Here is a 22,788-nt window from a genome sequence, read left to right as displayed (position 1 = left end):
ATCATCTACATAGGTTTTAAGTAGTTGAAGTGTACTTCCGTCGCTTAAATCATATTTTGCCGCATCTAAAATATTAGTATCAATCGTAACCGCTAATGGATATTTGAACATATTTCTTCTTCCTTTACTGAAATAACTTTTATTATAAATCATTATATCACATATTTATCAATATTTCTACATAAGCAAAAAAACGCCACCTTAGAGGTAAATCTAAGATGGCGGTTTCTGTTCGTATCAGAGCATCACCTTGACGGCAAAGCCGCCGCTAAAGAAGTAGGTGTTCGTCCAATACACGTTTGGTGGAGGCGAGGGGAATTGAACCCCTGTCCGAAAACCTATTCACAAGACTTTCTACGGGTGTAGTCATTATTTTACATTCCCTTAAAATAACGTCTAATGACAGACTTTATTTTTTGGTAGCTTCATAATTCATAGCGCAAGGGCAAAGCTTTCCAAGGCTACGTTCACCGCTAAGTGACGCCGATTACAAAGTCGCGGTACTCTCTGCATCGACGGCCGCCATTAGTTAGGCAGCTACTAATCTATTATTATTAGCGTTTAAATTTAAAGTTTGCGATTTTTAAGCTTTTCGCAAAGCTACCCGCTTATCCGGCTTCAAAGTCCCCGTCGAAACCTTTACGCCCCCATATAAAAAGGTGTAGAAATATATTAGCATATTTGATTGAAAAAGTCAATCAAATCAAGCGCTGTTTGGTTTTGTAAATATAGGTATTTTTTCGACATATTGATATTGCTTTTTCACAAAATTGATGTTAAAATAAAATTATCACCTTAAGGAAAGGAAAAAAGGAAATGAAAAAGATAAAAAGAACTAAGCTTTCTATTGCGTCAGAAATAGCTTTATACCTTGTTTCAATTATGTCTTTTATAAGCGTTTTTCTTATTTTTAATAATAACGGAAATATTTTGAGAATGCCTACAGGCCTTATAATTTCCGACCTTGCCTCTATTATCGGCTACGATATGTGGCAGGACGGTATGCTTCCAAGCGTTGCTTGGTATTGGATAATTATTTCTTTAATCGGTCTTTCACCTGCTGTTATTATTGCTCTTTTAGGTGTTATGGTAAGAAGAAATAAATCTCAGGCTCTTATTATAAGCATTGTTTTGCTTATTGCTGATATGCTCGTTTTACTTTGCTTTACTAAGACTATTGCTTTTTTAATTATCAATTTTTTATGGCGTGCAATCATTCTTGCTGTTCTTATTGCAACGGCAAAAAATAAACAAAAAGTATAATATTGTGTTTTTATACAATAAGTTTACTGCTTTCGAGAAATCGGAGGCAGTTTTTTATTAGAATATTTTTATTTCGGCTTCAAATAATATATATGAAAGGGAGAGAGAAAATGAACAGATTTGAGAAATTCAATAAAAAGAATACTCCGTCATCATACGAAACTCTTGCCATAGCCGACGTAAAAAAGAAAAACAAAAAGACAAATACTACTATTCCCACCGAGGACAATGTTATACAGGCAAGAGAATTTGTAAATTTGAATAAGAAATAGACAAATGGCTGTAAAAACGAAAGTTTTTTACAGCCATTCTGCTCTTTAGGGGATAGGAAAAAATGTACAGAATGGACAAACTGAGCGCCCACAACGCTTTTGCGTTGTGGGCGGTTACCCGAAGGCGTACAACGGTACGTCGAGAGGCGAAGTTTGTTCATAGCATAAAACATTTTTTTGCTAAAAGCTTTGTCTGATTGTTTTATAACCTTATTTTTCTCGTCCGTAAGCTCTCAGACCTTGTTTTATGCGTTCTGTGCTTTTTTTACAGCCACTTTTAATTTAATACATTGTCAGATGTCCTGTTTCTTCAAGGTTTTCAAAGCCTTGTTGTTTGAGGGCTTCAAAGGCTATTATTGCCACGGAGTTTGATAAATTAAGGCTTCTTGCGCCGTTTATCATAGGTATTCTTATACAGCTGTCCATATTTTCATACAAAAGCTTTTCGGGCAAGCCTTTTGTTTCCTTGCCGAAAACAAGATAGCAATCCTTCGGAAATTCAACCTGAGCATAGGTTTTCGAAGCCTTTGTGGAGCAAAAGAATTTCTTTTTGTCCTTTGTTTTGTCCATAAAATCTTCAAGACTGTCATAATAAGTAATATTTAAAAAATGCCAATAGTCAAGCCCTGCTCTTTTAAGCTTTTTATCATCAATTTCAAAGCCTAAGGGGCGCACAAGATGTAATGCCGCACCGGTGCAGGCACAGGTTCTGGCGATATTTCCCGTATTTTGCGGGATTTCGGGCTCAACAAGGACAATATTTATATTGTTCATTTAATTCCCTCTGTTTCAAAAGCAATATAATGCGCAAAAGGGGATGTAAAAAAGCACAGAACGCATAAAACAAGTAAATAAAAGGATTATATACTATCATCTCTTGAAAGAAAGAGCAAAAATTAATAGAAAAACATCTTTTTGTTAATTCTTTTAAGAAATATACGTTTTATGCTATCTGCCAATTTCGCCCTCGACGTACCTCTGTACGCCGTCGGGTAACCGCCGACAAGGCTTTGTCGGCGCGAAATTGACATATTCTGTACATTTTTCCTATCCCCTAAAAAGAGGCTGTAAAAAACTTTCGTTTTTTTACAGCCCCTTTTCTGTGACAATTATTTGCTAAGATTAGTTAGCTTGGGGAGCACCAACGGGGCAAACGCCTGCGCAAGCTCCGCAATCAACACAAAGGCTGTCGTCTATAACATACTTGCTGTCACCTGCAGAGATAGCAGATACAGGGCACTCAGCTTCGCAGTTTCCACAATTGATACATTCATCAGAGATTATATATGCCATTTCCAGTACACCTCCTAAATGGTTGTCATTTTATATGATAAGTACTTTAAAATTAAAGCACATAATCATTTTCCTTTATATGCGATTACAAGCCTTCTTCTCGGCTCTTCGCCTACAGAATATGTGGTTATGTTGGGATATTCCTGTAAAACAGAATGGATAATTCTTCTTTCATAAGCCTGCATAGGCTCAAGAGTGATATTACCCTTTTTCTTAAGCGCCATTGATGCCTTTTGCTTTGCAAGATGCTCCAAAGTATCCTTACGCTTTGCACGGTAGCCCTCAGCATCTAAGCTTACTCTTGTAAATGCTTCGCTTTTGTTCTTATTTGTATAAAGGCTTACGATATACTGAATTGAGTCAAGAGTTTCTCCGTGTCTTCCTATAACGCTTCCTGTTTTGTCGCCCTTTATTAAAACTGCAATAGCGCCGTCCTCTTTATAGGAAGCTTCAACACTACAGCCTTCTGTTTTCATTTTTAAAAGAAGCTCTTCAACAAAAGCCTTTACCTTTTCAAGCTTTTCCTTATCGCCGTCAAAAACAGGCTCTTCTGCTTTTTCTTCAACCTTCTTTTTGGGTTCTGCTACTGCTTTCTTTTCTTCTTTTTTCTCTTTAGGGGCAGGCGCTTCGTCAGCTGTTTCATAGGTTAATTTAACCTTGGCAGGAGTTGAGCCTATTCCTAAAAAGCCTTTGCTGGGAGTATCTATAACCTCAACCGAAACATCGTCTCTGTCCATATTGATTGCGGCAAGACCTGCTTCAACGGCTTCGTCTATAGTTCTTCCCGTACTGATATACTCATTTATCATCAGAGTTATTCTCCTTTTTTTCTTGTGGGTCGCTTACCTCGCACTCGATGCTCACTGTTTTATTTTCTTCTGACTGCTCACCGTTTTGCTGAGCAAACTTTTTAGCACGCTTATCCTTAATAGCTTGCTTTTGAGCACGCTTTTTCTCTTCTTCCTCTGCCTTAAGCTTTTCGGCATATTCACGGGGATTATAAATTTTTCCGAGAACGTAGGACTGAACAGCAGCGGTTATGTTACTCATAATCCAGTAAAGACCTACACCTGCAGGGAACATAAAGGTATAAATAAGAGAGAGTAAGGGTGACATAAGAAGCAACATTTTTGTTCCGCCTGTTGCCTGAACAGCAGAAAACTTCTGAGATATAATACCTACTAAAAATCCGGTCAGACACGCAAAAAGCGGAATCAGAAGCAATAAATTAAAGCTTGACAGACTGGGAGTCTGAGAAAGGTTTATTCCGAAAAATGAAAAATCTATTTTTGAAAAGTTTTCGGGTAACGCACCTGCGCTCATAAGACTGTCAAAATTTTCGTTAATAGCTTCTGCAAGCTTTATCTGAAAATTTGCATCCTTAGAGTCAATAGTTACTCCTAAATTTGCAAGAGCCGCAACAACAGTATTGATTTTAGAAGCTGTCATTGCACAGATATTTGTAAGGGGGTTTCTTATAATATTATAAAGAATAAGGATAATGGGGAGCTGTATAAGCATAGGAAGACATCCGCCAAAGGGGCTGAAGCCTTCTTCTTGATACAGTTTTTGCATTTCCTCACTTTGTTTTTGCTTGTTGTTAGCGTATTTTTGCTGGATTTCTTTCATTTTGGGCTGAAATTTCATCTGATTTAAAGATGATTTTTGCTGCTTAATGCCCAAGGGTATCAAAATAACCTTAATAATAATTGTGAATACAATAAGCGCAAATCCGTAATTTCGAAAAAGTCCGTAAAAAAATGACAGAATAAGAGCAAAGGGATAGCTTAAAAGATTTCCTATAACTTCCATTTCTACATTTCCTTTTTTAAATTTTTACCGATAAAGGCAGTTCAGGGAACATTGTCAACGCCGCCCTTATTAAAAGGGTTGCATCTTAAAATACGCCAGACCGAAAGAACAAGACCTTTGAAAAAGCCGTGCTTTTCAAAAGCCTCTATGGCGTATTGGGAACAAGACGGGTAAAAAATACAGGTGGAACGCCCTTTAAGACGGGAAAGGTACTTCTGATAAAAGCGAATAAGATAAATCATAACTCTTTTCATTTGAGCATCTCCCGCCCTGCAAAGCACTCTTCAAGCGCTTGCTTTACTGCCTGCGTTTTTACAAAAGGGGTTTTTGTCCTGGCTACAAGAATAAAATCGTACCCCGTTTTTAAAAAGGGCTCAAGCTCTCTGTAAGCCTGACGCAAGACACGTCTTGCTCTGTTTCTGCAAACAGCAGTACCTATTTTCTTGGTTGCCGTAAGCCCTAAACGGTTGAAGGTAAGGTTGTTTTTCCTGTAATACAAAACAACCACCGGAGTACAGACCGATTTTCCCTTATAGTAAATGCGCTTAAATTCGTGATTTTCCTTGATAGAAACAGTATTTTTCATAAACACGAACCTTTTACCTGCTTGTTTTCAAAGCTGAGCTTTGTTTGAAAAAACTACTCTCACAGACAAAAAAGACCACCTTTACCTATAAATCAACGGTAGCAGCGGCCTCATTTTTTAGTGTGTAAGTCTTTTTCTTGCCTTTGCACGTCTGCGTGCAAGCACCTTTCTGCCGTTAGCAGTGGACATTCTCTTGCGAAATCCGTGAACCTTGCTTCTCTGTCTTTTTTTAGGTTGATATGTTCTTAGCATCAAACCGCACCTCCTGTTAAATTTTTAGTATAATACGGCATGCTACCGATTATAACAATTTTATTTTGCAAAACGCCGTTATAGGCAATGATACGGATATTATTATACTATACACCTTACTGCTTTGTCAACACTTTTTTTCTCTTTTAAAAAACCTTGACTATTGGTTACCAATATGATATATTTGCTATGGTGATAATTATGGAAAAAAGAATAGGAAAAATTATAGTCGGTTCTGCGGGAGGAAATTCGGGAAAAAGCTCTAAAGGCTATAAAATTTCACTGCCTTCAAAATGGGTAAAGGAATTGGCGCTTGCAGAGCAAGAGATTGAAATTTCCTTCGACGGTGAAAAAATTACAATAGCGCCGTTTTTAGCCTTTGATGATTTTTTAAATAAAAAAAAGGCTTTAAAACATAAGCTTATTATTTTTAATTTTTTTGATAAGGACATTTTATGTACTCAGATTTGCGCTGACTTTACCGATAAAACGATATCTGTGCAAAATAAAACAACAAATATAATTAAAACTGCTTTCGGCAAAATAAAAGCTCCGACCTGGGAAGAATTTCAAGCCTTTTTAGAGGAACGCTGTGTGCCTAAAAGCAGAAGCGGAATAAGAGAATATCTTGAAGCGATAGGGGTAGAGGAATATTCTCCAATAGAAATCATAAAAAAAACTCACGGCAAAATGGCAGAGGACAGTCAATGGCTTGAAATGGAGGAAATATAATGTCAGTTAAGCTTGTTACAAATGAAAAGGTTGCTGAAACCTCATCAAAGGGCAATCAGGAAAAATGGTTTGATAAAGCTGCAAACAAATGGTATAAGCTTGACCAATTCGGATATGAAGCGCTTGCCGAGGTAACTGTGTCAAGGCTGTTACAGCTTAGCAATATAACAAGCGAAACATCTTTTTGTTTTGTGAAATATAATATGGAAAAGCTTAATGTTCATTCAAGGGAAAGAACGGGCTGTTCAAGCGAAAGCTTTTTAAAGGAAGGGCAGTCCATTATAACGTTAAGCCATTTACTCAAAAGATATAATCGTTTTTTAAAAGAAAAATTAGAAGGCTTGAGCAGTGATAAAAAACGCATAGCATATCTTGCCGATACCACTAAAGAGCTTACGGGACTTGAAAGCTTTCCGCAGTATTTAACGCTGCTTTTTGAGATTGATTCCCTCGTTTTAAACGATGACAGACATCTTAATAATATAGCGCTTATAGAACAAAACGGAAAATACGATTATTGTCCGATTTTTGATAACGGCGCAGGACTTTTATCCAACATTCAGTTTTCTCCTATGAATATCGAACCAAAAGGATTGATTAAAGGTTTAGTTGCAAGACCTTTTAATACAAGCTTTACAAGGCAAATGAATACAGCACGTGAAATGTACGGAAAAATTTTAAAAATGCCGATTTTGACAAGAAAGGATATATACGAAATTTTATATCCGTTACTCGAATATTATCCCGAAAGGGACAGAGCAATTATCGCAGACAGGGCTTGTCAATGTATTCTGACACGTCAAAAGTTCTTATTTTAATAGCTATTACATTATTGACATTCGTTTTTTTATGTAATATAATTTATTGGTTGAAAGGATATGATTTAATGAAAATCGGAATTTTAGGCTATGGAAATTTAGGCAGAGGCGTTGAAGCCGCTATTGCTCAGAATAAGGATATGGAGCTTGCCGCCGTTTTTACAAGACGAGACCCGTCAACTCTTAAGATTTCAACTCCGAATACGCCTGTTTTGCATATAGACAGCGCTTTGGATATGAAGGATAAAATTGATGTTATGGTTATCTGCGGCGGAAGCGCTACAGACCTTCCCGTTCAGACGCCCGAATTTGTCAAATATTTTAATGTTATAGACAGCTTTGACACTCACGCAAACATTCCCACTCATTTTGCTAATGTTGATGCCGCTGCTCAGCAGAGCAAAAAAATCGGCATTATCTCTGTTGGCTGGGACCCCGGAATGTTCTCTTTAAACCGTATGTATGCTGGGGCTATTCTTCCCGACGGCTGTGATTATACCTTTTGGGGCAAGGGCGTAAGCCAAGGCCATTCCGACGCAATACGCAGAATAGAAGGCGTAAAGGATGCAAGACAATATACCGTTCCTGTTCCCGAAGCCTTGGAAGCTGTAAGAAACGGCGAAAATCCCATTCTCACCACCCGTCAAAAGCATACAAGAGAATGCTTTGTTACAGTAGAGGAAGGGGCGGACCTTGCAAGAATAGAGGAGCAGATAAAAACTATGCCCAACTATTTTGCAGATTACGATACAACGGTGCATTTTATTTCCGAAGAGGAAATGAAAAGAGACCATTCAAGCTTACCTCACGGGGGAGTTGTTATCCGCAGCGGAAAAACAGGCTTAAATAAAGAAAATACAAACATTATCGAATACAGCTTAAAGCTTGACTCCAACCCTGAATTTACTGCCAGCGTGCTTGTATCTTACGCAAGAGCTGCTTACAGAATGAATAAAGAAGGTCTTTTCGGCTGTAAAACTGTTTTCGATGTTGCCCCCGCCTATCTTTCTCCCTTAAGTCCCGAAGAGCTTCGCAAGAAATTACTTTAGTTAAAAACGCAAGAACGGTTTCCGTTCTTGCGTTTTTTATGAATTTCAAAGCAATTCAATTCATATCATAGCGTTGCAAAGCAACGCATCGATATAAATCTCTAACGAGATTTATATCGAGTTTTGAGTGAAACGAGAAACATATCGATTTTACGGTAGTAAAAATATCGAGCAGACTTTAGTCTGCATATCGACTGGTTTTTTGTATTGAACATCAATATAATGAATTGCGCAGCAATTCATTATGCGAAGCATCAATTCACACTTACATATCCATAGCGTTTTCTTCGAGTAGGAATTGTTCAATGCCAATGTAGAAAATACCGTCATCGTCGTGCCAAGGTATAATGTTGTCCCTGACTACAACAATCTTCTTGAAGGAATCGCCGACACGCTTTAATGAACGAATCTCTTGCTCACGTTTTTCTTCATCAGCCACGGTCAGCGCAGACTGAATATAATACTTTTTGCTACCTTTATTGGCAACAAAGTCAATTTCAAGTTGGGTGCGTTTGCTTTTCTTTTCTGCATCCTTATAGCAATACTCAACCACGCCGACATCAACACTAAAATCACGGTTACAAAGCTCGTTATAAATAATGTTTTCCATAATGTGATTTTCTTCTTGCTGACGGAAATTAAGTCTTGCATTACGAAGTCCCACATCGCTGAAATAATATTTTAAAGGAGAGCCGATATATTTTCTGCCCTTAACATCATAACGCTCGGCTTTGTAGAGCAAGAAAGCATCAATTAAATAATCAAGATATTTTGAAACGGTATAATTACTGATATTTACCTGACGTTCGCTCTTAAAGGTATTAGTAATTTTGTTTGCGTTAGTCAGCGAGCCGATAGAAGAGGAAATAATATTTAAAATATCATCCAATATAGTTTTCTCATGTACGATTTTGTTTCTGTCCATAATATCACTCAGATATATAGCATCAAACAAGGTTTGTAGGTATTTCGCTTTTTCTTCATGACCTTTTTTGCTAAGAACCAACGGCAATCCGCCATAGGTATAATACTCTTTCCAGGCATTGTGTTTATCACCCTTGAAAGCTTTATAAAATTCTTCAAAAGAAAGCGGATTCACTCGAATCTCATCGCCGCGGCCACGAAACTCTGTGAGTATGTCAGACGATAGCATTTTAGAGTTGCTGCCGGTAACATACACATCAATATTGTCGTGCTTCATAAGACCGAGAACAACATCCACAAAACCTATCTTGTCCTCGGCACCTTCAATATAAGGATTCTGAATAGGAACGACCTTTTGAATTTCATCGAGAAATACAAAATAGTTTTTGCTTTCGTCTGCAGTTAAACTTCTGATATGTTTTCCCAGTTCAATTGGGTTACGATATTGAATGTTTTCGTCATCATCAAGAGCCAGGCATATAATACACTCATTCTCAACCCCTATTGACTTCAAATAGTCCTTATATATGTTGAACAGCAAATAAGATTTACCGCATCTTCTGATTCCGGTAATCACTTTAACAAGGCCGTTTTGCTTTTTGCTTATCAATTTTTCGAGATATTTATTTCTTTCAATCATAACTTATATACCTCATTTAAATATTTTGCGTATTTACGCAATTTTCTTATTTGTATTTTAACATGAACTGCTTTATATGTCAACAGTTACATTTAAATATTTTGCGTATTTCTCCGTTTTATTTAAAGCAAATATCGCCAAAAAAGGACAGAGAACGTAAATTTTCCCTGTCCTTTATGAATTGCTTTGCAATTCAATTCATGGAGCGAAGCGAGAATTCATGGTGTACACCAATTCATGATGCGTGAGCATCAATTCATAGCGTTGCAAAGCAACGCATCGATATAAATCTCTAACGAGATTTTCGATATGTTGCCAAAGGCAACGAGATTTATACCATATCGAGTTTTGAGTGAAACGAGAAACATATCGATTTTACGGTAGTAAAAATATCGAGCAGACTTTAGTCTGCATATCGACAAAAAGCAAGAATCGTTCTTGATTTTTTAATGAATTGTATTCATATCGAGCATAAAAGAAAGCCGTGATTTTTCACGGCTTTCTTTTCATTTATTAGAATTAAGAGTGCGTATCATTTGCATTACTACATTCTTTTGTTCTGCTGTAAGGCTAACCCAAGAGTCAAAAAGCTCTTTGAGTTCAGGTGTCATTTCTACCATATCTCCCTCAGCAAAAAACTGAGAAACAGTAATGCCAAAGCCTGCGCAGATAGCTTCCAATGTACTGATTGAAGGCAACGTATTTCTTTTGAAAATATTTGCAAGAGTAGATTCAGACAAACCGCACTCTTTTGATAAACGGTATTCTGTCCAACCACGCTCGTTTAACAGCTGACGAAGTCTTTGATGTGTATCCATAGCCTCACTACCTTTCATAGCGGAATTTTACCGCATTAAGCCTTTTATCAAATTGGCAATGGTATCAAGCTGTTGGTCGTCAAGCTTTTTTAAATCTGTAACAATAGCATCTATTTTAGTGGGATTTTTGGTTTCAAGGTCAAAGAATTCACTTAGAGTAATGCCTAAATAATCGCATATATAGAAAATTCCGGGTAACGACGGCAGAGCTTTTCCTGATTCAATATTGTTAATATATCCTGCGTTTTGTCCGATTGCTAAACTCATTTCTCTGGCAGATACATTTTTCTTTTGTCTGAGCTGAGTTAAACGCAGAGCAAATTCCTTTTCGTCCATAATCTTACCACTCCTTTATTATATTTTAACCTATATGAATGGCAAAATTATTGGTTGTCAGATGTTAAATTTGTTGAAATGTGGGATTGTAAATGCTATAATGATGAAAATAACGGAAATAAGCCCATAACTGTTATATGGAGGGAATATAAAATGTTTGATTTTTTTACAGTTGCGTTTTTCGGGCACAGGCATATAGATAATCTGATTAAAGTGGAAGATTTACTTGAGGAGAAAGTAGGAAAGCTTATCAGAGAAAAGGAATATGTCGAGTTTCTTGTGGGACGAAACGGAGATTTTGACAGATTTGCATCTTCGGCAGTGCTTAGGGCAAGAAAAAAGTACGGAGAGTGTAACAGCTCTCTTGTATTGGTGCTTCCTTATTCAACGGCAGAGTTTTCAAACAACAAAGAAGCCTTTTACAATTATTATACCGATGTGGAAATAGCTTGTGCAGGGGTGCATCCAAAGGCGGCAATACAGGCACGCAATCGTGAAATGGTGGACAGAGCAGATTTAATTATATGCTATGTTGAGGAAAAAGGCGGAGCCTCAAAAACAATAGAATATGCAAAGAAGAAGGAAAAGACGATAATAAATTTAGCAAAACTTTTATAATGAACTGCGAAGCATCAATTCATAGCGTTACAACGCAAAAAAACTTTTTTAAAATAAAAAGAGGATTTTTTGACAAATTTCCGTATTTATATATGTAAAGGAGGAAATAACTTTGGAAATGAACATAAGACAGATGCAAGAAAAGAGAGAAAGAGAGACTTTAAGTCAGTATGCCGTTTTGGCTGAGAATTCTCAGGGCAGAGAAAAGGAACAGAAGCAAGACGATATAAGAACTGTTTTCCAAAGGGACAGGGACAGGATAATCCACTGTAAATCCTTCAGACGATTAAAGCATAAGACACAGGTTTTTTTATCCCCCGAGGGCGACCATTACAGAACAAGGCTTACCCATACCCTTGAGGTTTCTCAGGTGGGAAGAACTATTTCGAGAGCGTTAAGGCTCAATGAGGACTTGACAGAGGCTATTGCCTTGGGACACGATTTGGGGCATACTCCTTTCGGGCACGCAGGGGAGAGAGCGCTCAATGAAATTTGCCCTTTGGGCTTTGAGCACGATAAAAACAGCGTACGAGTTGCGCAGTATCTGGAAAAGGGCTTTAAAGGTCTTAACCTTACAAAAGAGGTGCTTGACGGCTTTGCAAATCACACGTGGGAGGGAAAGCCCGCCACTTTAGAAGGACAGGTAGTTCGTTATGCCGACGTTATTGCCTATATAAATCACGATATTGACGATGCTATAAGAGGCGGAATATTAGAGGATATCCCCGTAGAATTTAAAAAGGCGTTGGGAGAAACCCACAGCAAAAGAATAACTGTTATGATTACCGATATAATCAAAAACAGTATAGAAAAGCCATCTATATCAATGAGTGAAGAAATTTTACAGGCAACTCTGGAGCTTAAAAAATTTATGTTTTCAAATGTATATTTCGGCTCTGTTGCCAAAAAGGAAGAGGGCAAGGCAGAGGAGCTTGTAAAACAGCTTTATCTGTACTATGTAGAAAATCCCGACAAGCTTCCCGATTTTTATAAAAACACCTTGGAAAAAGAGGGCGTTGAAAGGGCAGTTCTTGACTATGTTTCGGCAATGTCCGACCATTACGCAATCTCAGAATTTACAAAAATATATGTGCCGTCCGCATGGACGTTGAAATAAAAGAAGATGAAACTTATTAAAAAGGCGGTGAAACCTTGGCAAAAATACCGGACAGCTTTTTACAGGAGCTGAAAGACAGAATAAATATAGAGGATTATATATTAAGAAATTTACAGCTTAAAAGAACGGGCAGTAATATCGTGGGGCTTTGTCCCTTCCACAGCGAGAAAACGCCGTCCTTTACAGTTTTCCCCGATACTCAGTCCTTTTATTGCTTCGGCTGCGGAGCAGGGGGAGATATAATAAGCTATGTTATGAGAATGGAAAATCTCGATTACCTTGAGGCTATACGTCTGTTAGCTGAATATGCAGGACTTACAGTACCTGAAACTGATGATGACCGTCAGAACAGTGTTCAAAGGGCAAGAATAATTGAGATGAACAAAAAAGCGGCAGGCTTTTTCCATAAATGCCTGTATGACCCAAAGGCAAAGGTCGCTCAGGAATATGTCAAAAAAAGAGGTCTTTTGCAAAAGACAATACGGCATTTCGGCATCGGCTTTGCCCCTGACAGCTGGAGTGATTTAAGAGATTATCTAAAATCGCAGGGTTTTAGTGAAAATGAAATGGTGGCAGGAGGCCTTGCCGTTAAAAATACCGAAAAAAATTCTGTATACGACAAATTCCGTAACAGACTTATGTTCCCCATTATAGATTTACGGGGTAACGTTATCGGCTTTGGCGGACGTGTGCTTGATGACAGTAAGCCTAAATACTTAAACTCACCCGATACCCTTGCTTTTAAAAAGAGCTTAAATCTTTTTGCGCTGAATTTTGCAAAAAATTCACCTGCAGGCAAGCTTATTTTATGCGAAGGCTATATGGACGTTATTTCAATGCATCAGGCAGGCTTTGACTATGCCGTTGCAACCTTAGGAACAGCAATAACAAAGGAGCAGGCAAGGCTTATTTCCCGATACAGCAAGGAGGTTGTGCTTGCATACGATGCTGACGGAGCAGGGCAAGCGGCGACAAACAAGGCAATTACCCTTTTGAACGAGGTGGGGGTAAATGTAAAGGTTCTGAGCATAGTAGGGGGAAAGGACCCCGATGAATTTATAAGGACCTTTGGCGCAGAGCGTTTTAAAAATTTGCTTGAGGGCAGCGGAGGTCATATTGACTTTAAAATTCAGAAGCTTTTGTCGAAATATAATTTAGACTCGGCTGACGATACCGTTTATTTTATAAAGGATGCGGCAAACGTTATAAGTCAGGTATATAACGCAATTGAGCGAGAAGTGTATATTAACAAAATTGCAAAGCAAACTAATATAAGCGCTTCTGCGATTTCTGCCGAAGTAAACAGGCTTTTAAAAATAAATGCACAAAAAAGCCGTAAAAATGAATTTAAAACACAAAACGAGATGCTTTTGGGAATAAAAGACAGAGTAAACCCCGAAAAAAGCACGCATCTGAAAGCGGCAAGAGCTGAGGAGGAGCTTATCGGAGTTATTTACAAAAACCCCGATTTTCTGTCAACCGTTCAGCAGAATATTTCGGCAGGCGAGTTTGTAACTGAGTTTAACCGCCGTCTGTTTGAATATATCGTTGCCCGAATTGAAACGGGACAGGCGCTTGACTTGACCTTTTTCTCAAAGGATTTTACAAGCGATGAAATGAGCAGAATAACGGCAATTATTGTCAAAAGCAATTTGAATATAAACTTTGACAGAAGTATTGTTTCAGAGCTGTCAGATGTAATAAAAACGGAAAACGAAAAAATAAGAGCTCAAAATTTAAAGGAAGTTTCCAACGACGAGCTGTTGAAAATGATGAAGGATTTACAAAAGAGAAAGGGAGAATAAATATGGCAGAGGCAAACGTTCAGAACACAGAAAACCAAGTAGGAGAAAAGGATAAAAAGACGGTACTTAAAAATCTTATAGAAAAGGCAAAGAGTAAAGGCTCTCTTTCCAAAAATGAAATTATCGAGTCCTTGAGCGAAATTGATATTGATGCTGACCAGTTTGAAAAAATATATGACAGCTTAGAGGCTATGGGCGTTGAAATTATCGAGGAAATTGATATCCCCGAGGACGAAATTTCAGAGCTTGAGGAAGAGGTTGAGGAATTAAAGCTTGCCCCCGAAGAGATTGAAAAAGCTCTTATGGCTGAGGGCGTAAGCATTGACGACCCCGTTAAAGTTTATCTTAAGGAAATCGGCCGTGTGCCCCTGCTCACTCCCGAGGAGGAGCAGTCATTGGCGCAAAAAATGTCCGATGGCGACGAAAAGGCAAAACAGCTTCTTGCAGAGGCAAACTTGCGTCTTGTTGTAAGTATTGCAAAAAGATATGTGGGCAGAGGTATGCTTTTCCTTGACCTTATTCAAGAGGGTAATTTAGGCCTTATAAAAGCCGTTGAAAAGTTTGACTGCCAGAAAGGCTTTAAGTTTTCCACCTATGCAACCTGGTGGATAAGACAGGCTATTACAAGAGCTATTGCAGACCAGGCAAGAACAATAAGAATACCCGTTCATATGGTTGAAACAATAAATAAGGTTTCCCGTGTTGAGCGTCAGCTGGAGCAGGAGCTTGGCAGACAGCCCAGAGCAGAGGAAATCGCTATTGAAATGAGTATGCCTGCAGACAAGGTAAGAGATATTCTTAAAATCGCACAGGAGCCCGTTTCCCTTGAAACACCTATCGGTGAAGAGGAGGACAGCCACTTGGGCGACTTTATTCCCGATGAGGATATTCCTGCGCCTGCAGAGGCGGCTTCCCACGTATTGCTTAAGGAGGAATTGGCAGACGTGCTTGCAACTCTTACCCCCAGAGAAGCTAAGGTGTTGAGCCTTCGTTTCGGCCTTGAGGACGGCAGAATGAGAACTCTTGAAGAGGTGGGCAAGGAATTCGAGGTTACAAGAGAGAGAATACGTCAGATTGAAGCTAAAGCCTTGAGAAAGCTCCGCCACCCCAGCAGAAGCAAAAGATTAAAGGACTTTTTGGAATAATTGTGCGGCAGCACAATTATCTCGTTGCCGCAGGCAACATATCGCGGTTTTGACAATCTTGTCAAAAGCATATCGCACGCTTTTGCGTATATCGCAAATCCCGTAAGGGATTTATATCGCTAAACAAAAAGAACAACCAATATTATGATTGTTGTTTAAAGAATAAAGAATATTGAATAAATAATAAATAATAAAAGCGATACACTCGCTTACGCTCGTGCGATATATTTGTCTATGACAAATGCGATATAATCGCCCTTTCAGGTCGATTGCGATATGATGAAAATTTCTTGAGAAATTTTCATCGCTATTACGCAAAGGAGGAAAAAGTTTATGAAAACAACAAAAAAATTATTTTCAATTTTGCTTACTATCGCATTGATTACTGCTATTCTGCCTATAGGTGTTTTTACCGTTAGCGCAGAAACCGAGGGATATTATACATATGAGGTATTAAACGATGAGGCAACTATAACAGGTTGCGATACTTCGATAAGCGGCGATATTACCATTCCTTCAACCTTAGGCGGTTATCCTGTTACAAGTATAGGTAATTTTGCATTTGAATATTGCTCGAACCTTGCAAGCATAACAATCCCCGATAGTGTTGCAAGTATAGGAAATGAGGCGTTTTATGGTTGCAAAAGCTTAACAAATATAACAATTCCCGACAGCGTTACAAGCATAGGTATCAGAGCATTTTCTCGCTGTTCTAATCTTACAAGTATAACTATACCCAACAGCATTACGAGAATAGAGGTCAATGCATTTGCTTATTGCTCAAGTCTTGCAAGTATAAAAATCCCCGACAGTGTTACAAGTATAGGAAATTATGCCTTTTATGAATGCATAAGCTTAACAAGTATAACTATACCCGACAAAGTTACAAGTATAGGAGATTCTGCATTTTTTAGTTGCGAAAGCTTAACAAGTATAACCATTCCCGATAGCGTTACAAGTATAGGCGGTTGGGCATTTTATTGTTGTTATAATCTTACAAGAGTAGCCATCGGAAACAGTGTTACAAGTATAGGTAGTTGGGCATTTTATGGTTGCGAAAGCCTAACAAGTATAAACATCCCCGACAGTGTTACAAGCATAGAGGATTATGCTTTTGGCGATTGTTATGCTCTGTCAGATGTATATTATTCGGGTACAGAGAAGCAGTGGGAAAACATTGTAATAGGTGAAGAGAATGATTATTTGTTAAATGCTAATATTCATTATAACTACACAGGAAATGAAGCTGTTACAGGCGATACAAACGACGACGGAGAGATAAATGTACTTGATGCCATAAGCTTGAGAAACGGCATAATTGGGAAAGAGGCTCATAGTGAAACGGCAGATATGAACGGTGATTTGGTTTTTGATATTTATGATTTACTGATATTGAAAGCGATGATTTTTAAGGGGTAGCTAAATAACTCCTTCGGAGTAGCTAAATAAAATTCGCATTAAGCTGACCGTAGGTCAATTTAGCTGCCGAAGGCAATTTAGCGTGCATCAGCACAATTAGCTCGCGACAGCGAATTTAGCTAAATTTTAAACTTTGTTTAAAGCTAAATTATTCCGCTTCGCTTCATAGCTTTTAATTTACTGCGCAACGCAAAGCGACAAAATTCTTATATTTTTATTGATATAATAGACATAAGAGAATAAACGAAAAGTATATATTGATTATATTTATACTTTTTGTAATATTTAAAAAGGGAAAATATGAAATTTTTACTTAGCGCACTGGAACAGTGCAAGGAATATTGCGATTTATATGACGCCGTAAGAAAAAAAGCTCTCCCTGCAGCAATGTGGGGGGTGCCGGACAGCCTTAAGGCGTCCTTCACCTATGCCCTTTGTCAGAAAACGGGGAAGAAAGCAGTAGTGCTTGTACCCGAGGGTGAGCTTGCGAGAGCTAAAAATGACCTTATTGCCCATTTCGGCGAGGGAGTTTTGGTGTTTAAGCCCAGAGATTACGTTTTCAGACGTGTGGAAAGCGCGTCTGCAACGGAGGAGGCGGAGCGTTTAGAGGTGCTTTTGCGCCTTATAAGCGGAGATTTTAACGTAGTTGTTACCTCTGCCGATGCTCTTATGAGATATACTATCGACAAGCGCAAGCTTGTCGATTTGACAGTTACAATTACAAGGGGAGAGGATTTTCCCTTAGAGGATGCGGAGTTTTCCCTTTTAAATGCAGGCTATACCCGCTGTGAAAGAGTAGAGGGAGTGGGACAGTTTTGCATAAGAGGCGGAATTTTAGACTTTTTCCCCCTTTTGAGTGAAAACCCTGTCAGAATAGAATATTTCGGAGATGAGCCCGATTTAATAGGGGAATTTGACGTTTTTTCACAGCGACGAATTTCTCAGCTTGAGTGCGTAAAAATAACCCCTGTTGCCGAGGTCATTTTAGACGGCGACGACAAGGAGGCTTTAGCCACAAGCCTTGAGGTTGATGCTCGTGTAATGGAAAAGAAAAACAAGACAGCGGCACAAACTCTCTATTCAGATGCAGAGGCTATAAGAAATACTGCCCGTCTTGCATCTATTGACAAATATATCCCCTACGTCTTTTCCGAGAAAGCGACGCTTCTTGACTATATTGAGGATTGCCTTTTGTTTTCCTTTGAGTTTGCACGCTTTTTTGAAAATGTAAAGGGCAGTGCCTTTCGTATAGACGAGGATATAAAAGCTCTTGCAGAGAGCGACATTCCCTTTGTTTCGGGAAGCTATTATCTTGATGTGGAAGGCTTCAAGGAGAAAATAGGTAAAAAGGGAATAATTATTTTTGAAAATCTTTCAAGAAACGAGGGCAATTTAAGGCTTAAATCCCTCTTTTCAATAAACGCAAGGCAGACACCTCATTGGAGAGGAATAACAGACGAGCTTTGCGACGATATATATCCCCTTTATAAAAATAAAACTAAAATTTTGGTTTCGGCTTCAAACCCTTCCCACGCTACATATCTGAGAGATTGCCTTGAAGAAAAAGGAATAAATGCCGTTACCTCGGCAGATGTACCCGAAACCTTAAGCGAAAGCTATGTTTACGTAGTACCCTTTTATTTCAACGCAGGCTATGAGCTACCCTCTTGCCGTTTAGCAATTTTTTCTGACAATACAGAGCAAAGAGCACAGCGCAAAAAGCTCAGACCTAAAAACAAATACACCGAAAAATCAAAGGAAATATCCTCAATAACCGACTTGAAGCCGGGAGATTATATTGTGCATAACGATTACGGTATCGGTGTTTTTGAGGGACTTATCAGCCGTACCGTTGACGGTGTTACAAAGGACCAGCTTAAAATCCGCTATGCAGGGAGCGACGTTTTGTATATTCCCTGCTCACGTCTTGACCTTATTTCAAAATATATGGGGGCAGACGTTGAAAATATCAGGCTCAATAAATTGGGCGGAAACGATTTTGCAAGAACAAAATCGAGAGTGCGTGCCGAGGTTGCCGAAATGGCAAAGGAGCTTATACAGCTCTATGCACAGAGAATGGAAATCAAGGGCTATGCCTTTTGCGAGGACGACGATTGGCAGCACGGCTTTGAAAATAAATTTGAATATGACGAAACTGAGGACCAGCTTCGCTGTATTGCCGAAATAAAAAGAGATATGCAACGTCCACAGCCTATGGACCGTCTTTTGTGCGGAGATGTGGGCGTGGGCAAAACAGAGGTTGCTTTGAGAGCCGCCTTTAAAGCCGTTGCCGACAATAAGCAGGTGGCAATTTTAGTGCCTACAACGGTGCTTTGCTGGCAGCATTACCAGACCGTTTCAAAGCGTATGGCGGATTATCCCATAAAGGTTGAGATGCTGTCCCGTTTCAGAACGCCGAAGCAACAGGAAAAGATAGTTAAACAGCTTAAAACGGGCGAGGTTGATATAATTATAGGCACACACCGTCTTTTACAAAAGGATATTGCCTTTAAGGATTTGGGACTTGTTATAGTTGACGAGGAGCAACGCTTCGGAGTAAGCCATAAGGAAAAGCTGAAAGAATTGACAAAGTCGGTAGATGCTCTTGCTCTTTCTGCAACACCTATTCCCAGAACGCTTAATATGGCGCTTACGGGAATAAGAGATATGTCGGTTATTGAAGAGCCGCCCCAGAACAGACATCCAATTCAGACCTTTGTGGCGGAGCAGGATTTATCCCTTATAACAGATGCTTTGGCAAAGGAACTGGCAAGAGGCGGACAGGCTTATGTTTTATATAATAGAATAGAGAGCATTTATAAAATTGCATCTCAGATAGGGGAAAGCTTACCCGATGCCCGAATTGCAGTAGCTCACGGAAAAATGGGCGAGGAGGAAATGTCGGCAATCTGGGAAAGTCTTGTCAAGGGCGAGATTGACATTTTAGTTTGTACAACTATTATTGAAACGGGTGTAGACGTCCCCAACGTAAATACCATAGTTATTTACGATGCCGACAAATTGGGACTTGCACAGCTTCATCAGATAAGGGGCAGAGTCGGCAGAAGCTCAAGGCGTGCCTACGCTTACCTTATGTATAAAAAGGGCAAGGTTTTATCTGAGGATGCGGCAAAAAGACTGCTTGCAATCAAGGAGTACACGGAATTTGGCTCAGGGCTTAAAATTGCTATGCGTGATTTGGAGATAAGAGGAGCAGGAAATGTTTTAGGCGCAAAACAGCACGGACATATGGAGGCTGTGGGCTACGATATGTATGTAAGTCTACTCAAAGAGGCAATTGCCATTCAAAAGGGCGAGCCGATAGAGGAGATTTCCTGCGTAATTGATATAAACGTTTCGGCTTATATCCCCAACGACTATATCTTTTCGGGTGAGGAAAGAATAGAATTTTATAAAAAGATATCCTCAATAGAAACAGAGGAGGACGTAGAGGATATTTTAGACGAGCTTATAGACCGTTACGGAGAGCCGCCACCCTGCGTGCTTACTCTTATAAAAATTGCAACAATTAAAAATGCGGCGGCAAAGCTTAAAATAACGGAGATAGTACAAAATGGAAAAGTGCTTGTTCTTTATACCGATAAGCCCGATTTGCAAGCCTTTTCAATTCTTTCGGCGCAGTATCGAGGCAGACTTATGCTCTCAACTGCGGGAAAAGCGTATATATCTCTTCGACTTACCCCCGAGGACACAGTCGAACAGCTTGAAGGCTTTATTTCAAAGTATAGTGAAACTAAGAAGAATATAGAAGAAAAAACAGAATAAAATATTATTGACAAATCCACAAAATTTGATATAATATTTTCGAAGACTCGGCTTTTTTGGAAAGTCTGACAGGGAGAATATGTCATAGACTGAGAGCATATTCAAGATGAGTAGTAAGCTTGGGAACACTTCGATAGGCTTTAAAATTTAATAAAAAGCGGATGCGTTTTGCATCAAAACGGGTGGCACCGCGGGTTAATTTATTTACTCGTCCCGAGAATAATTTGTATTATTCTCGGGACGTGTTTTTTGCTTTGCAAAAACAGGTAAAAAGTAAAAGTGAAAAGTGAAAAGTTGTGGTTGAAAACCGCTTCGCGATTTTCGTACAAACTAATTTTGTAAAATTTTTCAGGAGGAGATTTTATGTATAGAACACTATTTTGTAACGACATCAGAGAGGAAAATATAGGGCAGACAGTTCAGCTTGCCGGCTGGGTTGACAAAATCCGTGACCACGGCGGAGTTGTCTTTGTTGACCTTCGTGACCATACCGGTATTACTCAGGTGGTTATCAACGACGAGTCTCTTTTAAAGGACGTAAACCGTGAAACAGTTATTTCTGTTTCGGGTAAGGTTGAAAAGAGAGACCCCGAAACAGTAAATGCTAAAATCGAAACAGGAACAGTGGAGCTTATTGCCGACACTCTTGAGGTGCTGGGCAAGAGCCATCATATGCTTCCCTTTGACATAAACGAGTCAACGGGAACAAGAGAGGATGTACGTCTTAAGTACAGATATCTTGATTTGAGAAATCCTGCAATTCATAAGAATATCGTATTGCGCTCAAAGGTTATAGGCCATATGAGAAGATATATGGAAGGACAAAACTTCCTTGATATCCAGACTCCTATTCTTACAGCATCTTCCCCCGAGGGCGCCCGTGACTTCCTTGTACCCTCAAGAAAGCACAAGGGCAAATTCTACGCTCTTCCCCAGGCACCTCAGCAGTTTAAACAGCTTCTTATGGTATCCGGCTTTGACAGATACTATCAGATAGCTCCCTGCTTCAGAGACGAGGATGCCCGTCAGGACAGATCTCCCGGTGAGTTCTATCAGCTTGACTTCGAGATGGCTTTTGCTACTCAGGAGGATGTATTAAAGGTTTGCGAGGGCGTTATTTACGATACCTTCAAAGCCTTTTCCGATAAAAAGATATCAGAGGCTCCCTTCAGAAGAATTACCTATGCAGATGCAATGTTAAAATACGGCTCTGACAAGCCCGACCTTCGTAACCCCTTGGAAATCTGCGATTTAACTGAATTTTTCAGCAAGGTTGATTTCCCGCTCTTCAAGAGAAAGCCTGTCAGAGGTATCGTTGCAAACTGTGCAGGTCAGTCAAGAAGCTTCTTTGAGCATTCCCTTAAATTTGCGCAAAGTATAGGAATGAAGGGTCTTGGATATATTACTCTTAATGACGGCGTATTCAAAGGACCTATTGAAAAATTCCTGTCTGACGAGCAAAAGAAGGAAATAGTTGAAATTTCGGGCATCAAAGAGGGCGAAACACTCTTCTTTATCTGCGACGGCAAAAAGGTTGTTGACCGTTATGCAGGTCAGATACGCACCTGGCTTGGCGAAAATCTTGATATTATCGACAAAAACGCATTTAAATTCTGCTTCGTTGTAGATTTCCCCATGTACGAATTGGACGAAAGCACAGGAAAAATCATCTTTACCCACAACCCCTTCTCTATGCCACAGGGGGGAATGGAAGCGCTTGAAACAAAAGAGCCCACAGAAATTCTTGCATATCAGTATGACCTTGTATGTAACGGAATTGAGCTTGCATCGGGCGCTGTAAGAAACCACAGTAACGAAATTATGAAAAAAGCCTTTGAAATAGCAGGCTATACACAGGAAGAGCTTGAAAAGAGATTTTCTGCTCTCTATACAGCATTCCAGTACGGAGCTCCTCCTCACGCAGGTATGGCACCGGGAATTGACAGAATGATTATGCTTCTTGCAGACGAGGAAACAATCCGTGACGTTATAGCATTCCCTCTTAACGGAAACGCACAGGATTTACTCTTGGGTGCGCCCAGCGAGGTTACAGAGCAACAGCTTCTTGAAGCTAATATTTCTATTAGAGAATAGGAGAGTTTC

22 protein-coding genes and 1 other RNA gene are annotated in these 22,788 nt (G+C 39.3%); 12 read left to right on the top strand and 11 right to left on the bottom strand.

Annotation, left to right across the window (positions count from 1 at the left end; genetic code table 11):
- Positions 1-300 precede the first annotated feature (300 nt).
- Positions 301-649, bottom strand: a transfer-messenger RNA (tmRNA) gene (gene ssrA / locus E7480_06065).
- Between the two features lie 167 nt (positions 650-816).
- Here ssrA and E7480_06060 point away from each other — a divergent pair.
- Both E7480_06060 and E7480_06055 read left to right on the top strand, forming a co-directional pair.
- Complete coding sequence (locus tag E7480_06060) at positions 817-1,263, top strand: hypothetical protein (protein MBE6904155.1); 447 nt, start codon at positions 817-819, stop codon at positions 1,261-1,263.
- Between the two features lie 92 nt (positions 1,264-1,355).
- Positions 1,356-1,535: a DUF3787 domain-containing protein gene (locus tag E7480_06055; protein ID MBE6904154.1), complete on the top strand. Its 180-nt coding sequence runs from the start codon at positions 1,356-1,358 to the stop codon at positions 1,533-1,535.
- Between the two features lie 282 nt (positions 1,536-1,817).
- Here the strand turns inward: E7480_06055 and trmL are convergent, their stop codons facing one another.
- From trmL to E7480_06020, 7 genes are all read right to left on the bottom strand, one after another.
- Positions 1,818-2,309 carry a tRNA (uridine(34)/cytosine(34)/5-carboxymethylaminomethyluridine(34)-2'-O)-methyltransferase TrmL gene (gene trmL, locus E7480_06050; protein ID MBE6904153.1) on the bottom strand — a complete coding sequence of 164 codons (492 nt, stop codon included), beginning with the start codon at positions 2,307-2,309 and terminating at the stop codon, positions 1,818-1,820.
- Positions 2,310-2,657: 348 nt separating this feature from the next.
- The gene (locus E7480_06045) at positions 2,658-2,828 is read right to left on the bottom strand and encodes a 4Fe-4S dicluster domain-containing protein (GenBank protein MBE6904152.1); all 171 of its coding nucleotides are present in this window, start codon (positions 2,826-2,828) and stop codon (positions 2,658-2,660) included.
- A 65-nt stretch (positions 2,829-2,893) separates the two neighbouring features.
- Complete coding sequence (locus E7480_06040) at positions 2,894-3,637, bottom strand: protein jag (protein ID MBE6904151.1); 744 nt, start codon at positions 3,635-3,637, stop codon at positions 2,894-2,896.
- Positions 3,627-4,640 (bottom strand): YidC/Oxa1 family membrane protein insertase, encoded by a 1,014-nt coding sequence (locus E7480_06035; protein ID MBE6904150.1) that lies wholly within the window; start codon positions 4,638-4,640, stop codon positions 3,627-3,629. The genes E7480_06040 and E7480_06035 overlap by 11 nt, the downstream gene beginning before the upstream one ends.
- A 41-nt stretch (positions 4,641-4,681) precedes the next feature.
- The gene (gene yidD, locus E7480_06030; protein ID MBE6904149.1) at positions 4,682-4,894 is read right to left on the bottom strand and encodes a membrane protein insertion efficiency factor YidD; all 213 of its coding nucleotides are present in this window, start codon (positions 4,892-4,894) and stop codon (positions 4,682-4,684) included.
- Positions 4,891-5,226, bottom strand: coding sequence for a ribonuclease P protein component (gene rnpA / locus E7480_06025; GenBank protein ID MBE6904148.1), 336 nt, complete (start codon positions 5,224-5,226; stop codon positions 4,891-4,893). Before rnpA ends, yidD begins: the two co-directional genes overlap by 4 nt.
- 117 nt (positions 5,227-5,343) lie before the next feature.
- A complete protein-coding gene (locus tag E7480_06020) occupies positions 5,344-5,478 on the bottom strand; it encodes a 50S ribosomal protein L34 (GenBank protein MBE6904147.1) in 135 nt (44 codons plus the stop codon).
- Positions 5,479-5,679: 201 nt separating this feature from the next.
- Here E7480_06020 and E7480_06015 point away from each other — a divergent pair, with 201 nt between their 5' ends.
- The 3 genes from E7480_06015 to E7480_06005 all read left to right on the top strand — a co-directional run bounded on the left by E7480_06015 (position 5,680) and on the right by E7480_06005 (position 8,077).
- Positions 5,680-6,210, top strand: coding sequence for a hypothetical protein (locus tag E7480_06015; GenBank protein MBE6904146.1), 531 nt, complete (start codon positions 5,680-5,682; stop codon positions 6,208-6,210).
- Complete coding sequence (locus E7480_06010; protein MBE6904145.1) at positions 6,210-7,028, top strand: hypothetical protein; 819 nt, start codon at positions 6,210-6,212, stop codon at positions 7,026-7,028. The genes E7480_06015 and E7480_06010 overlap by 1 nt, the downstream gene beginning before the upstream one ends.
- A 68-nt stretch (positions 7,029-7,096) precedes the next feature.
- On the top strand, positions 7,097-8,077 hold the full coding sequence (locus E7480_06005) for a diaminopimelate dehydrogenase (GenBank protein ID MBE6904144.1): 981 nt from the start codon (positions 7,097-7,099) through the stop codon (positions 8,075-8,077).
- A gap of 265 nt (positions 8,078-8,342) precedes the next feature.
- Here the strand turns inward: E7480_06005 and E7480_06000 are convergent, their stop codons facing one another.
- The 3 genes from E7480_06000 to E7480_05990 all read right to left on the bottom strand — a co-directional run bounded on the left by E7480_06000 (position 8,343) and on the right by E7480_05990 (position 10,795).
- Positions 8,343-9,641 (bottom strand): ATP-binding protein, encoded by a 1,299-nt coding sequence (locus E7480_06000; GenBank protein MBE6904143.1) that lies wholly within the window; start codon positions 9,639-9,641, stop codon positions 8,343-8,345.
- Positions 9,642-10,147: 506 nt separating this feature from the next.
- Positions 10,148-10,459 (bottom strand): helix-turn-helix transcriptional regulator, encoded by a 312-nt coding sequence (locus E7480_05995; protein ID MBE6904142.1) that lies wholly within the window; start codon positions 10,457-10,459, stop codon positions 10,148-10,150.
- A 27-nt stretch (positions 10,460-10,486) separates the two neighbouring features.
- Complete coding sequence (locus E7480_05990) at positions 10,487-10,795, bottom strand: helix-turn-helix transcriptional regulator (GenBank protein ID MBE6904141.1); 309 nt, start codon at positions 10,793-10,795, stop codon at positions 10,487-10,489.
- Positions 10,796-10,948: 153 nt separating this feature from the next.
- Here E7480_05990 and E7480_05985 point away from each other — a divergent pair, with 153 nt between their 5' ends.
- The 7 genes from E7480_05985 (at position 10,949) to aspS (ending at position 22,779) form a co-directional block, all read left to right on the top strand.
- Complete coding sequence (locus tag E7480_05985) at positions 10,949-11,413, top strand: hypothetical protein (protein ID MBE6904140.1); 465 nt, start codon at positions 10,949-10,951, stop codon at positions 11,411-11,413.
- A gap of 118 nt (positions 11,414-11,531) precedes the next feature.
- Positions 11,532-12,530 (top strand): deoxyguanosinetriphosphate triphosphohydrolase, encoded by a 999-nt coding sequence (locus E7480_05980; protein MBE6904139.1) that lies wholly within the window; start codon positions 11,532-11,534, stop codon positions 12,528-12,530.
- A gap of 35 nt (positions 12,531-12,565) precedes the next feature.
- Complete coding sequence (locus E7480_05975) at positions 12,566-14,335, top strand: DNA primase (protein MBE6904138.1); 1,770 nt, start codon at positions 12,566-12,568, stop codon at positions 14,333-14,335.
- Between the two features lie 2 nt (positions 14,336-14,337).
- Complete coding sequence (gene rpoD, locus E7480_05970; GenBank protein ID MBE6904137.1) at positions 14,338-15,480, top strand: RNA polymerase sigma factor RpoD; 1,143 nt, start codon at positions 14,338-14,340, stop codon at positions 15,478-15,480.
- Between the two features lie 333 nt (positions 15,481-15,813).
- Complete coding sequence (locus tag E7480_05965; GenBank protein MBE6904136.1) at positions 15,814-16,899, top strand: hypothetical protein; 1,086 nt, start codon at positions 15,814-15,816, stop codon at positions 16,897-16,899.
- A 300-nt stretch (positions 16,900-17,199) separates the two neighbouring features.
- Positions 17,200-20,685 carry a transcription-repair coupling factor gene (gene mfd, locus E7480_05960; protein MBE6904135.1) on the top strand — a complete coding sequence of 1,162 codons (3,486 nt, stop codon included), beginning with the start codon at positions 17,200-17,202 and terminating at the stop codon, positions 20,683-20,685.
- A gap of 363 nt (positions 20,686-21,048) precedes the next feature.
- Positions 21,049-22,779: an aspartate--tRNA ligase gene (gene aspS / locus E7480_05955; protein ID MBE6904134.1), complete on the top strand. Its 1,731-nt coding sequence runs from the start codon at positions 21,049-21,051 to the stop codon at positions 22,777-22,779.
- Positions 22,780-22,788 lie beyond the last annotated feature (9 nt).

The sequence above is a fragment of the Oscillospiraceae bacterium genome (assembly GCA_015067255.1).
Lineage (GTDB): Bacteria > Bacillota > Clostridia > Oscillospirales > SIG519 > SIG519.
Note: the sequence above shows the minus strand (reverse complement) of the source record. Positions and strands in the feature narration are given on the sequence as shown.

Bases quoted from the DNA above. Each gene is read 5' to 3' on its own strand.
- aspS (MBE6904134.1), top strand. From the start codon at position 21,049: ATGTATAGAACACTATTTTGTAACGACATCAGAGAGGAAAATATAGGG.
- E7480_05995 (MBE6904142.1), bottom strand. From the start codon at position 10,459: ATGGATACACATCAAAGACTTCGTCAGCTGTTAAACGAGCGTGGTTGG.
- E7480_05985 (MBE6904140.1), top strand. From the start codon at position 10,949: ATGTTTGATTTTTTTACAGTTGCGTTTTTCGGGCACAGGCATATAGAT.
- E7480_06060 (MBE6904155.1), top strand. From the start codon at position 817: ATGAAAAAGATAAAAAGAACTAAGCTTTCTATTGCGTCAGAAATAGCT.
- E7480_06045 (MBE6904152.1), bottom strand. From the start codon at position 2,828: ATGGCATATATAATCTCTGATGAATGTATCAATTGTGGAAACTGCGAA.
- rpoD (MBE6904137.1), top strand. From the start codon at position 14,338: ATGGCAGAGGCAAACGTTCAGAACACAGAAAACCAAGTAGGAGAAAAG.
- E7480_06000 (MBE6904143.1), bottom strand. From the start codon at position 9,641: ATGATTGAAAGAAATAAATATCTCGAAAAATTGATAAGCAAAAAGCAA.
- E7480_06055 (MBE6904154.1), top strand. From the start codon at position 1,356: ATGAAAGGGAGAGAGAAAATGAACAGATTTGAGAAATTCAATAAAAAG.
- trmL (MBE6904153.1), bottom strand. From the start codon at position 2,309: ATGAACAATATAAATATTGTCCTTGTTGAGCCCGAAATCCCGCAAAAT.
- E7480_06020 (MBE6904147.1), bottom strand. From the start codon at position 5,478: ATGCTAAGAACATATCAACCTAAAAAAAGACAGAGAAGCAAGGTTCAC.
- yidD (MBE6904149.1), bottom strand. From the start codon at position 4,894: ATGAAAAGAGTTATGATTTATCTTATTCGCTTTTATCAGAAGTACCTT.
- rnpA (MBE6904148.1), bottom strand. From the start codon at position 5,226: ATGAAAAATACTGTTTCTATCAAGGAAAATCACGAATTTAAGCGCATT.
- E7480_06005 (MBE6904144.1), top strand. From the start codon at position 7,097: ATGAAAATCGGAATTTTAGGCTATGGAAATTTAGGCAGAGGCGTTGAA.
- E7480_06010 (MBE6904145.1), top strand. From the start codon at position 6,210: ATGTCAGTTAAGCTTGTTACAAATGAAAAGGTTGCTGAAACCTCATCA.
- E7480_05990 (MBE6904141.1), bottom strand. From the start codon at position 10,795: ATGGACGAAAAGGAATTTGCTCTGCGTTTAACTCAGCTCAGACAAAAG.
- E7480_06015 (MBE6904146.1), top strand. From the start codon at position 5,680: ATGGAAAAAAGAATAGGAAAAATTATAGTCGGTTCTGCGGGAGGAAAT.
- mfd (MBE6904135.1), top strand. From the start codon at position 17,200: ATGAAATTTTTACTTAGCGCACTGGAACAGTGCAAGGAATATTGCGAT.
- E7480_05965 (MBE6904136.1), top strand. From the start codon at position 15,814: ATGAAAACAACAAAAAAATTATTTTCAATTTTGCTTACTATCGCATTG.
- E7480_06035 (MBE6904150.1), bottom strand. From the start codon at position 4,640: ATGGAAGTTATAGGAAATCTTTTAAGCTATCCCTTTGCTCTTATTCTG.
- E7480_06040 (MBE6904151.1), bottom strand. From the start codon at position 3,637: ATGATAAATGAGTATATCAGTACGGGAAGAACTATAGACGAAGCCGTT.
- E7480_05980 (MBE6904139.1), top strand. From the start codon at position 11,532: ATGAACATAAGACAGATGCAAGAAAAGAGAGAAAGAGAGACTTTAAGT.